General features: G+C 40.2%; 14 protein-coding genes. All 14 read left to right on the plus strand.

Annotated elements, in window-relative coordinates:
- The first annotated feature begins 18 nt into the window (after nt 1–18).
- Nucleotides 19–786, plus strand: a complete 768-nt coding sequence (locus VPR01S_RS21605) for a hypothetical protein (RefSeq protein ID WP_021707489.1) — start codon at nt 19–21, stop codon at nt 784–786.
- 633 nt (nt 787–1,419) lie between these two features.
- The gene (locus tag VPR01S_RS21610) at nt 1,420–1,935 is read left to right on the plus strand and encodes a hypothetical protein (RefSeq protein WP_040903336.1); all 516 of its coding nucleotides are present in this window, start codon (nt 1,420–1,422) and stop codon (nt 1,933–1,935) included.
- A 223-nt stretch (nt 1,936–2,158) separates the two neighbouring features.
- A complete protein-coding gene (locus VPR01S_RS21615) occupies nt 2,159–2,461 on the plus strand; it encodes a hypothetical protein (RefSeq protein WP_021707491.1) in 303 nt (100 codons plus the stop codon).
- Nucleotides 2,462–2,606: 145 nt separating this feature from the next.
- Nucleotides 2,607–3,254, plus strand: a complete 648-nt coding sequence (locus VPR01S_RS21620) for a glutathione S-transferase family protein (protein WP_021707492.1) — start codon at nt 2,607–2,609, stop codon at nt 3,252–3,254.
- Between the two features lie 135 nt (nt 3,255–3,389).
- A complete protein-coding gene (locus tag VPR01S_RS21625) occupies nt 3,390–4,064 on the plus strand; it encodes a hypothetical protein (protein ID WP_021707493.1) in 675 nt (224 codons plus the stop codon).
- 670 nt (nt 4,065–4,734) lie between these two features.
- Nucleotides 4,735–5,607: a hypothetical protein gene (locus VPR01S_RS21630; RefSeq protein WP_021707494.1), complete on the plus strand. Its 873-nt coding sequence runs from the start codon at nt 4,735–4,737 to the stop codon at nt 5,605–5,607.
- Nucleotides 5,608–5,803: 196 nt separating this feature from the next.
- On the plus strand, nt 5,804–6,664 hold the full coding sequence (locus VPR01S_RS21635; RefSeq protein WP_021707495.1) for a hypothetical protein: 861 nt from the start codon (nt 5,804–5,806) through the stop codon (nt 6,662–6,664).
- Between the two features lie 212 nt (nt 6,665–6,876).
- Nucleotides 6,877–7,188 (plus strand): hypothetical protein, encoded by a 312-nt coding sequence (locus VPR01S_RS21640; RefSeq protein WP_021707496.1) that lies wholly within the window; start codon nt 6,877–6,879, stop codon nt 7,186–7,188.
- A 136-nt stretch (nt 7,189–7,324) separates the two neighbouring features.
- The gene (locus tag VPR01S_RS21645; RefSeq protein WP_021705400.1) at nt 7,325–7,669 is read left to right on the plus strand and encodes a hypothetical protein; all 345 of its coding nucleotides are present in this window, start codon (nt 7,325–7,327) and stop codon (nt 7,667–7,669) included.
- 106 nt (nt 7,670–7,775) lie between these two features.
- Nucleotides 7,776–8,222, plus strand: coding sequence for a GNAT family N-acetyltransferase (locus tag VPR01S_RS21650; RefSeq protein ID WP_021707497.1), 447 nt, complete (start codon nt 7,776–7,778; stop codon nt 8,220–8,222).
- Nucleotides 8,223–8,382: 160 nt separating this feature from the next.
- Nucleotides 8,383–8,979 carry a class I SAM-dependent methyltransferase gene (locus VPR01S_RS21655; protein ID WP_021707498.1) on the plus strand — a complete coding sequence of 199 codons (597 nt, stop codon included), beginning with the start codon at nt 8,383–8,385 and terminating at the stop codon, nt 8,977–8,979.
- 262 nt (nt 8,980–9,241) lie between these two features.
- Nucleotides 9,242–10,054 (plus strand): DUF7946 domain-containing protein, encoded by an 813-nt coding sequence (locus tag VPR01S_RS21660; RefSeq protein ID WP_021707499.1) that lies wholly within the window; start codon nt 9,242–9,244, stop codon nt 10,052–10,054.
- A 46-nt stretch (nt 10,055–10,100) separates the two neighbouring features.
- Nucleotides 10,101–10,772: a hypothetical protein gene (locus VPR01S_RS21665; protein WP_345605727.1), complete on the plus strand. Its 672-nt coding sequence runs from the start codon at nt 10,101–10,103 to the stop codon at nt 10,770–10,772.
- Nucleotides 10,773–10,922: 150 nt separating this feature from the next.
- Nucleotides 10,923–11,471 carry a hypothetical protein gene (locus tag VPR01S_RS21670; protein ID WP_021707501.1) on the plus strand — a complete coding sequence of 183 codons (549 nt, stop codon included), beginning with the start codon at nt 10,923–10,925 and terminating at the stop codon, nt 11,469–11,471.
- Nucleotides 11,472–11,603 lie beyond the last annotated feature (132 nt).

Below are 11,603 nucleotides of genomic sequence, written 5' to 3' on the forward strand. Positions count from 1 at the left end.
TAAGCGAAAGGAAATACTATGGGTGAAAATCTAAACAGTGCAAAAGAAATGCTAGCAGACGCTAGTTCATTAATTATTGAGCTAGAAAAGGACATTTCTAAGTTTTTCATGTCGAAGCCCTATAAGACGATAGTTGAGCACAATAGCAAGACTAGGGCAGATACCCATAAAATAAAGTTAACTCAAGAAATACCAGGACAATTCCGGAGTAAAGCGAGGCATATTGCATCTGATATTCGTTCATCACTTGACCATGTGGGTTTTGCTGCAGCATTAGCTCAGGGTAAAACTAATCCGAGAAAGACATACTTTCCTTTTGCTAAAGCAGACACAGAAGAAAGTAACGTTAGAAAAGGAAATTGTAAGGATATACCACAAGAAATCTTCGATGTTTTTTGGGGATTTAGGCCATTCATTGGTGGTGACGATGTATTATGGGCACTAAATGAAATCGCAAACTGCAATAAGCATCGCTCAGTCGTACCTGTTGGCCATGGTCTGGGTGGACAACACATGATGCAAAATTTTAAATGTGACGGTCTTTGTCATGAAATGGCTTTTCCACCTAGATGGGATACGGCCAACAATGAAGCTATTCTTTGCGTAGTAGATTCCTCCGCAAATACAACTTATGACATTAGGCTTAGTTTCGACATCTGTTTTGGCGACATCAGTGTAGTTAAAGGCTATCCGGTCGTAAATACCCTTCGTTATCTCCATCAAAAAGCAAATGAAATCATCTTAGCATCTGAAATAAAGGGCGAAGAGCTAGGGTATTTTGCTTAGAAATTACTTATAACAAAGCGTTTAAGACGGATTCACAACGCTTGGCAGTTTTAGTTTGAATCAGCTTTAGTGTTTACGGCACAATGGCTTAGGTTTGGTGGTCGCGTTGTTCACCACTTAACGCGGCGTTAATAAGCTACTGTTAACGAATGGTTTTTATGGCAAATGGTTCTGTGTTGGTTATCGGTTTGACGGCTCAAAATGGTAAAGTCATTCGCTATTATTTTTGTCTGTTCTTTGCTGAAAATGCCATTTGAAATCATCGAAAGCGCTAATATGCCAACCCCCATTTTCGCTTTCATTCGTACATCGTTGTGGCAATTATCTGACCGGAACTTCAGTGGGTGGCCCGTTTTCAACCAGTCAAGTTAGCCACTTGCTGAATCCTCGTTTGTGGAAACTATCGTGGGGCAGTAGCCAGTAAAAATCTAGTTGGTTATTGGTGTTAAGTCAGGTGCGTTTTTTGAGTCTAGAGCGCGTGGAAAGTACTTTATTAACAATGTGTTCAAGCTGGATTCTCAACGCTCGGCAGTTTTAGTTGCAAATTTTAGTTCAGTGATTAAGGTGGTTTTATTAAGTGAAGTGGGGGCGTTGCTCACCACTTAACACGGCGTTATGTATTTCGAGGTAAAAATGAAAATTGAGCAAGAGTATTTAGATCTATTGTTGAAGCCTTTGTCTGACAGCGCAGTTCCGAATTTAAAGGAATACCTTGAAGAATTAATGTCACTAGGTGTTCAGATAGAAGATGGCAATGGTCGCATTGATAGAAAATTTGAAACTCATCTTAGATATTTAAGTACAAAGAGACTTATTTCGAATATGGATGGCAGAAGTGACCTCAAAGCCCTCGGTATCACTATCGGTGCAGGTGGTCATATAGTGATTCTCGGAGACAAATTGATCATGCAAACAGAAATTCAGGAGCCAGCAATGCCACAAATTAATATCGGTTCGATCAACAGTAAGCAAGTTCAAGTCGGTAATCACAATAGCCAAGTAACCAACATTAACGTTCAGGAGTTGGTAGAAAAAGTAGCTCAATCTGACGATGAAGAAGCAAAAAGTATTCTTAAGTCCTTGTTAGAAAATAGCACTGTTGCAAGTGTTGTGGGTGCAGGTCTTTCTGGTCTAATTGGGTTACTTTAAAACATACATAACAAAGCATTTAAGAGTGATTCTCAACGCTTGGCATTCTTCATTCCATCGTTGAGTTCAGTGTTTACGATGGTATGGTTGAGCTTCGTGGTCGCGTTGTTCACACCTTAATGCGGCGTTATGTGAAAGCGCCTTCAAAAAACAGTTTAAGATCACAGACTGCTTTGACGATTTGGATATTATCTATGTTGCATATCAATAACAAGGATGGTTTATGGCTAGGTATAAAGTAGGTGACAAGTATTTGTCAGAAGATGAGTATGAACAGCATGTTTCAGGTAACTGGAAACTTGGTTTGTTTTTGATCGGGGCTATTGTAACGGGGTATTTTGTAAATGTTTGGCTGTCAGGCTTTGAACTCGCGAAAGGTGTCCGTTTTACTTTGGTATTGATTGCGGCAATTCCTTCGGGCTATTTGGCTTCAAAGTTAAGTAATTTTGCTCGTGTTGCATTTGGTTTGGCTATTTTAGGTATTGTTGGCTGGTTAGTACTGTCTGTTATTTGGAATATGCTCTAGCAACAGGTGAGTTTTCACATAACAAAGCATTTAAGAGTGATTCGCAACGCTTGGCGCTTTCGCTTCGCTCAAGTATAGCCAAGCGTCGCTCACACCTTAATGCGGCGTTATGAGTATCCGCAATTTTAGAGACAAGGAGTCAATTTTGTTCAAACTTTATTACTATCCAAACAACGCGAGCCTAGCTCCTCATTTTTTGCTTCACCATTTAAAAGCAGACTATGAGTTGTTGTTAGTTGATAAAAAATCGAACTCTCAAAAATCAGCGGATTATCTTAGGCTCAACCCAGCAGGGCGCATACCGACCTTAGTTGTTAATGATCAGCCAATTTTCGAAAGTCCAGCTATCTGTATGCACATCTGCGAATTGCACCCTGAATCCGATTTAATGCCATCGTTAGGTGAGCCGACTCGTCCTTTGTTTTATCAATGGCTCGCGTTTCTCAATAATACGCTGCAAGCTGAACTTATGGTTCGCTATTACCCTCATCGCCACACCAACGATGAAGCTACCATTCCAAATGTAATAGCGGCGCAGGACGAAAGAATTGCTGATGCACTGTCAATCATCAACGACCAGTTAGAGCATCATGAATACTTGTTGGGGGACACCTTAACCGCATGTGATTACTTCTTGTTTATGCTTGCAGAATGGTCGTTACCAATTGAACACTCACCGCTTGAGTTCAAACACCTAGCAGAGTATTTAAAGCGTCTTTGTTTGAACCCAACGATTAAAGCGGTTTGCGACATCGAGGGTATAGACCTCACACCATTTGAGTCATACTCATAACAAGCAATTTAAGAGGGATTCACAACGCTTGGCATTTTTGCTTCTACTTCAAATTTAGTGTTTATGGCACAATGTTTTAGGTTTGGGTGGAGGCGTTGTTCACCCCTTAATTGGGCGTTAGGCTTTAGGAGAAATATGCAAGATATCTGGTTGGTGATTTCAAAATGGGACTGGAGTGGGATCGTACAAGCTGGTTCGGGGCTACTTACTGTTGTTGTTGCTTATTGTGCTCTTTCTTCATGGAAAATTCAGCAAAAATCAGCGCAAGTAAACGCTTTGTTTGATGAGTTAATTACTGAAGTAAATGAATTTATTCGTCATTCTGTAGTACCTGCACAGATTGTGAAATTTAGCCATATTCGGTTTGAGTCACATAAAGACTACATTGAACTAGACAAGTCACTCCCTCATCCTGAGGTCGTTTATGTAATAAATGAGTTTGGCAATGACTTATCAAAACAGTTAATTGCGGCTCTTGAGCCATGTGGTCAGAATTCGAGTCGTATAAAATCTTTGCTTGTTCGCATCCAACTTCATCAACCGATTGGTTTCGAAGATTGTATTAACGCATGTAATTACATTGTTTGGCAACATGACAGAATGCAAGCATTCGCTATGACTTTGGGTAGCTCACATATGAACTGGGAAAATCCAATGGTAGCTAAAAGTGTTGAAAATTCATTAGCCATAACGGCAGAAAATATCGAAGAACACATCAATGAAAATTATGGTAACTTACTAAAATATATTACAAAAACCTACGGCGTCATCTACAAAAAGCCTAACAAAGCATTTAAGAGTGATTCCTAACGCTTGGCATTTTTGCTTCGTCTTTGGGTTCAGTGATTACAGTGGTATGGTTGACTTTCGTGGTCGCGTTACTCACACCTTAATGCGGCGTTAGTACGGGGTTGGCACCAAAGGTCAAAATTTAGGTGTTTATCTGTTTCGTGTCTTGGCTTTACACTGGTTCAAATGTGCCTTTCACGTTCTTTCCGGTGGCACTATATGCGGAGTGTTCGCTTAGATTTCACCGTTTACGATTTCTAACTTTTTGGCTATTTCGTGGGCGCGGCTTCTTTTGTGTGGTTGGTTTTTAGCCTCAAATTCGGTTCTTTGACGTGGTTGTCAGCGTTTGGTGACCGAATCCTTTGCTAATTTGAAAGCAGTTAAAACTGGTTAACTTGTCGTGTTTTTCTTCTCGCCAACTTGCGTTTTGAGACTGGGTTCTAGTTTGGCCGTTGTCCGTTTGACTACAGCGTTTTAAGCCAATGTTTTCGTGCTATATTTCAACATCTTGGTGCAAACCAAAAGGTTTTGGAACAGCGTACTAACAAACAATTTAAGAGGGATTCCCAACGCTTGGCATTTTCGCTTCTACTTCAGTTTTAGTGGTTACGGTACAATGCTTTAGGTTGGGTGGTAGCGTTGCTCACCCCTTAATTGGGCGTTATACGATTCGTTAGATTAGGAGTAATTGATGCAATATGCAAAATGTACTCAAGACGGAAAAACTTGGGAAATTTCGAAATTTAGCGAACTCGAGTCGAGTTTGCTTGAAATAAAAAGACGTAGCCTCGTTTGTACTGAATGCGGCGAGTTTGCGTGGTATAGAAGAGAGAGTCGTCATGGGCATCCAGCTCATTTCTGCGCTCATCATGACCCAGAATGTGATTTAAAAGTGCAATACATTTCATCAGACGAACATCGCGATGATGCTACGGAAGTTGAGGGCGAGGTAGAGAGTGATGACACAATTATTGTACGTTTAGACCAAGAGCAAGGCGGTGCTATTGATGTTGCAGAGGTATCTAAGCCTCCATTGCCTGGCTTAGGAGAAGGGGGGAAGCGTTATGTTCTAAAAGATAAGAATCGACGTTCTGCGCAGCAATTTACCCTTAGACGAATACTTCATCGTTTGGTTAAAAGTAAAGATTTTCGAAATTCTGAAAGCAATATAATTTTCTATCGAAATAACGAAGAAATAATGCTTAGTGGTCACGTTAAAGATATTGTCTTTGGATTTAATCAAATTGAGAAAGATTTACATCATGGTAAAACTAATTTTTACTGGGGACCAATAGCATCTGCACGAGAATCCAGTGATGGAAAAATTTGGCTAAATTCTAGCTCTGAGTATATGTCTGCCTCAGTTGCAATATTTGAAGATATTGCAGATGATTTTAAAAAACTTTTCGAGGTCGACGATTTAGAGGATCTTTTGGGAGCTCATGTTTTAGTCGCGGGTAACTGTTATTTCAGTGGCGAAGGTGAGGGAAAACCAATTATTTGGTGTGGGACACCAAATTACATCTTTGTACGCAAATACAAAGATCCTGCGATTGTAAATTAATCGTATAACAAAGCGTTTAAGAGGGATTTGGCACGCGTGGCATTTTTAATATGCGTTAGGCTTTGTGTCTAAGGCGTTATGCGGTGGCTTTGTATTGCGTGCCTGCACCCCTTAACGCGGCGTTATGTGCTTTACACAATTTCTATTTTAATCCTCATGTAGTAACCTACCAAAAAAACACTGTAAGGTATATTTTGTGAAATTAAATGCCATTGTTTCGCTAGCTGTACTAGGGTTATTGGCTGGTTGTCAATCAACAACTACATCAAATACTTCTCAGCCATCCATCCAGTTAGTTGACTTGAGTAGTGAATTAGAAAATTCTAAGCATAAGGTCTGGAAAGAAGCTTCATTCAAAGGAATAAGAAGCGAACTCAAAGAGGGTGAAACTATTGTCTTCAAAGAGGTAGAGGCTAAAAAGTCATACAACGGTACTGAATACTATTACCTAGGGTATATTTATTCAGAGGATGGTCAGTTACTTTTTGATAAAAAGTACACGTTATCTGATGTAGGTGTTGTTAAATTTAAAGGCAACCACATTGAAAAAACTGTTGATCCTGAAGTGGTAAGCTCATCTAGAGGAATTCGCTATCATGGCATACCAGATGTAAATGATGGTTTTTCTTCAACTTATTGGAAAAGCTCTGGTGGGGACGCTCCAAAGGCTATGCCTGTCCGGGATTACAAGTCGACTACCTTTGGATCGCATAAGGTAGCACAAGACCATTGGACGGGGCTGCGTTTAAACTGCATTTCAAATGGTGTTTATGCGAGCTTTAGTAATGAAAAAAATATTTATGCAGCTGATGGCGAAGAAATTACGGTTACTGTTTCTTTCCCGTACTCAGAGGGTAAGCAGTATAAGTCTAGATCTATTGGTCACACCGGTGTTTCATTAAAAGTAGACTCTTACATTGAGCGAATTTTACTTGAAGAAGACGCAATTAAACTGGAAGCCTATAGTCATGCGAATCATGGGTTTACAGAGGTTACAGCATACAATAATGGCTTGGCAGAGGCTTACACTCGTGTAAAAAATAACTGCGCCATGTAACCCACGCACATAACAAAGCATTTAAGAGTGATTCCCAACGCTTGGCATTTTCAGTTCAAGGTTGGGTTTCGTGTTTACGGTACAATGGTTTAGGCTTGGTGTTAGCGTTGCTCACACCTTAATGCGGCGTTATGTTTTTTGTGGAAATAATAGCTTTAGCGGATTCTCGATTGTTGCTATAAGAATGTCGTGTCCGATATAAGGAGAGTGGCATGAGTAGCAATGATTCTTACTTTTTAGCTCTAGAAAATCGCGGTTTGGAGAAAGTTAAAGTTCAATGGCTAAATCACAAACATGGCAGACCAGAGTCAAAAAATTGGTATTTAGTTCGACACTGGATTGAGGAACAAGAGCAGAAGCAACGTAATATCAACGCCAGCGTTAAAGAGGTGTTGACGTTAAAAGGTTTCGAGTATTCGGCAGAGTCCAATAAAATACAGCGCAACATGTTGTGTGTACTTGCTTTAACTTTGATTGTGACAACTGTGTTTGATTTGATCACAATACTGCAAGCACAAACATAACAAGCAATTTAAGAGGGATTCACAACGCTTGGCACTTTTGCTTCTACTTCAAATTTAGTGTTTATGGCACAATGCGTTAGGTTGGGTGGTGGCGTTGTTCACCCCTTAATTGGGCGTTATAAACAAGGAAAAATAAGTGATCCACCCTGACGAAGAAGAGCATTTAGCAGAAGCTTACTTTACATATGTAAACGATGTGATTGGACTATTTGCAATCGCTTTAGCCGCTACATCATTACAATTTGAACAACCAGCCCCATTTGCAAGATTGTTTTTGATAATAATTACATTACACATTGTGTCAAAGCAAAAAATGTTCAGGATATACGCAGCTCGTTACTTCTCTAGGCACAAAGGATTATGGGGCAGTCTTTACCTAATGTGGAAGCAAAAAATTTATGTATTTGCTTTCGTCAGCTTAGCATTAATTGCGTTAGGAGAAATAACAAAGCACGACATATACCGCTGGCTAAGTTTATAACAAAGCGTTTAAGAGCGATTCCGCAACGCGTGCCAGTTTCGCTTCGCTCACAGTATGGCACGCATTACGTCACGCCTTAACGCGGCGTTATGTGCTTGGAGGGGAAATGCAATATATCGAAGTCAAAAGTAGCCAGATTCCGCTAGATTTGCTGCTTGAAGCTGATCCTTCTGAAGCGAGTGTTTCTTCATATTTATCCGATTCATGGTGCTTTGCTGCACTAGACAATGGGCGTGTTTTAGCCGCTTGCATAGTGAAGCCACAAACCAATAGCCTTGCTGAGATATTCAATGTCTCTGTATATCCAAAGTTACAAGGTCAAGGTGTTGGTTCTGAATTGCTTAAGTCAGTTCTGTCTCAGTTATCGAGTAAGGGAATCTCTCGTGTTGAACTGGGTACAGGTACCTTTGGTTATCAACTGACTTATTATCAGCGTCTTGGCTTTAGGGTTGACTCAATCGTCAAAGATCACTTTTTACTGAATTATCCAGAGCCAATCTATGAAAATGGTATTCAACACAAAGATATGCTGAGATTGTACGCACAACTTTAGTACGCACATAACAAAGCGTTCAAGAGGGATTCTCAACGCATGGCAGTTTTGGTTCAAAGTTTAGCTTTTGTGTTTATGGCACAATGGTTTAACTTGGGTGGCATCGCGTTGTTCACCCCTTAACGCGGCGTTATGTACTTTTATGGAAAATCAGAAATTTATGGATGAAAATGCTGAAATTTGGCGGCAGTACTACGAAAAGGCACTGTCTCGCCCACATTCAAAACGCACTGAATTTGCAGCGCAACTAAATGAGTCAAACCTCAAAGTAGCTACTGACTGTGGTTGTGGAACAGGCAGTGATATCGAATACCTAGAGCAACAGGGTTTTCAAGTTCATGGCTTCGATATTAATCCTGATTCGGTCGCTATTTGCAGAGACAGATTTGGGTCAAAGCCATTAGTGGATATTGCAGAGTCTTCGTTTGAGTCGTTCGACTATCCAAAATCTGGTGTAGTTATCGCAAATTCCAGTTTGTTCTTCGCTGACCCAAACCAATTTGAATCGACTTGGATCAACATTAAATCTTCAATTGAAATCGGTGGGGTGTTTGCTGGTGACTTCATGGGTTTCAAAGACAGTTGGGCTCACAACTATCGTAGTCCTACAACACCGCTATCGGAATCAGAAGTAAAGGCTTTATTCTCAGATTTTGAAATAGTCAGGTTCTTTGAACGTGATGAAAAAGCGAAAACTTCATTGGGTAAAATGAAGCATTGGCATACATATTCCGTGGTCGCGGTGAAACGTACATAACAAAGCGTTTAAGGCAGATTCGCAACGCGTGGCATTTTCAGTTTGATTCAGCTTTTGTGTTTACAGCACAATGGTTTAGCTTAGGTGGCAGCGTTGCTCACTACTTAACGCGGCGTTAGCACACAAAATCTACCAACATGTGAAGTGGTTCTTTTATTGCGGCTTATCTCATTTATGCAACTAAATGCCTTAAAGTTGCATGGTTTTTGCAGTTCGAGGCATATAATGCTTCCTAATATGATACTGAATAATAAGAGTGCCAATGAAGCAAATACAAATTAAGTTGTCTTACAACGGTGGTGATGCAGATCTTCATAGGTTGGACATGTACGATGCATCTATGTCGTTACATGGTTTTGCACGTGCTATTGCTATCACAACTCATGCACTATTGAATGACGGTGATGTGAAGAGGAAAGGTAACAGGGCGTCAGGTGCAAAGATTTATGTTAGCCCTCCTCAGAAGGGTAGCTACGAACAGATTTTAACCTTAGTTATTGAAAACAAAGAAGCGATAGGGGTTAGCGTAGTTGCAGCTGCTTTTTGGGATATGCTCAAATGGACATGGTCAAAAACGCTAGATATGGCTCATGAGCCAGAAACTCCAATTGTTAAAAAATTGGGTGAGCGTGTTGAGCCTTTCATTGGTGATATGGAAGAAGTTCTTGAATCAGCACTCGAAGAAGCGCACCGACCAATTAAGAATTGTCCTAATATGACCATTTCTGTATCACGTCCTAGAGTCGGTGAAGTATTGCGTATGAACGCTGAAACACTAAAAAGTGTTTCTATTAAAACTGACGATACTCTAGTCACGGGAATTGTTGGTAATGCAACCAAGTACAATATTTTATCTGGGATTGGACGCTTTTATGAAGATGACAAAGGGCATACAGTCTCATTCAAAATTCCAGATGGAGCTTCGTCATCTCTTCGACGTAAAATTACGTGGTCGATGCATTATGCCCAAGATGGGCAGGATGGTGGAAAAATAGAACTCCATGCTCGTCGGGTTATTTCTGCAAAAGGTGTATTAAAACGTTACTTAGTGGATAAGGTTATTCTGCATAAATAGTCTAAGTTTGTGTGCTAACAAACGCTTCAAGAGGGACAGCCAACGCGTGGCATTTTTACTGTGCGTTGGTTTATGTGGTTACGGTGTTATGCGGAAACTTGGTAGTAGCGTTGTCTGCCCCTTAAGCGGGCGTTATATTTTTGAGGGAACTATGAGTCAAGAAAGAGAAGATAAAGCTCGCAACTATCTAAAAAACTTCCTAAGCGAATATTTCGAAGTTAAAGAAGAAGTTCTTGGTAGTTGGCCACTTGACGAGCGCCCTTTGAGATTAGATCTACTACTCAGACCTAAGCAAAAAGCTATTGATTTAGGTTTCGATGTTGAAGCTGTTGGCATTGAAATCAAAGATTCCCAAAGTAAGGAAAGTGTTAAAAAACTTCTCGATTGTGTTATGCAATCATATACTTACACCTTTTGTGAGTTTGATGGAGTTAGACCTGCTTTCGTTCTTATATACCCAGAAATTGAAAAGTTCTTCGAAGAAGACTGGGTTAATAAATATGATCGTAGCGAACGTGAAGAACCAACCAAGCGAGAAAAGCGCCTTCTTCGTAGACTGATGCAACGCGCAAATGTAGGTGAGCTGAAAATTAAACCAAACAATGAGTTTGTCTTTGATTTTGGTGCTGGTCCATTTTTTCGTTCAGACAAGGGACGTTCTAATATTAAGGGTATTGGTCTAAATCGATATGTTGGTTCTCAGAAAAAAGTGGAATAAAAATATAACAAAGCGTTTAAGGCAGATTCGCAACGCGTGGCATTTTAGGTTCAATTCAACTTAAGTGTTTACGGTGTAATGGTTTAGGTTAGGTGGTAGCGTTGCTCACTACTTAACGCGGCGTTAGGTGAAAAGGAGTTCACTCAAAATATGAAGACCGTTTTAAAATCCTTAATGTTAGTGGTTTCGATTGTTTCAACTCTGGGCTGCCAAGATAAATCTGAGGTCTATGCAAATCCTCCCGGTCACTTGGTAGAGCAAATAGAGGCTTATTTACCTTTATCCATCAAGTACGTAAGAAAAAATGAAGAAATAGCTTTAACTCAAGGTGAACCTTTGTTGCCTCAATATCTCGAAATAGCACGTAGGATTGGCATTAAACACCCAGAGAAAGTGCGTGTTTACTATGCGGATAAATTGCCTTTACCTGAAAACGAGTCACTTTTATTTCAGATGCAAAGGTTGGGCCTTGATTCTCCATATTTTACAGGCAATACATTTGGCTATGGAGTTTGGATTTCCACTAAAGCAAAGGGTGATAAATTGCTTCTTTCACATGAGTTAATTCATGTAAAGCAAGTGGAAGAGTTAGGTCTTGATGAGTTTACTAAAACGTATTTGTTGCAACTAGCAATCTTTGGCTATCGGGAATCACCAATAGAGGTGGAAGCTTATGAAAAAGCAGGTAATTACCTGTAATTTGGTAGTTTTTCACCTAACAAGCAATTTAAGAGGGATTCACAACGCTTGGCGCTTTTGCTTCTACTTCAAATTAAGTGTTTATGGCACAATGCGTTAGGGTGGGTGGAGGCGTTGTTCACCCCTTAATTG

The sequence above is a fragment of the Vibrio proteolyticus NBRC 13287 genome, from assembly GCF_000467125.1.
In the GTDB taxonomy this organism is placed as follows: domain Bacteria; phylum Pseudomonadota; class Gammaproteobacteria; order Enterobacterales; family Vibrionaceae; genus Vibrio; species Vibrio proteolyticus.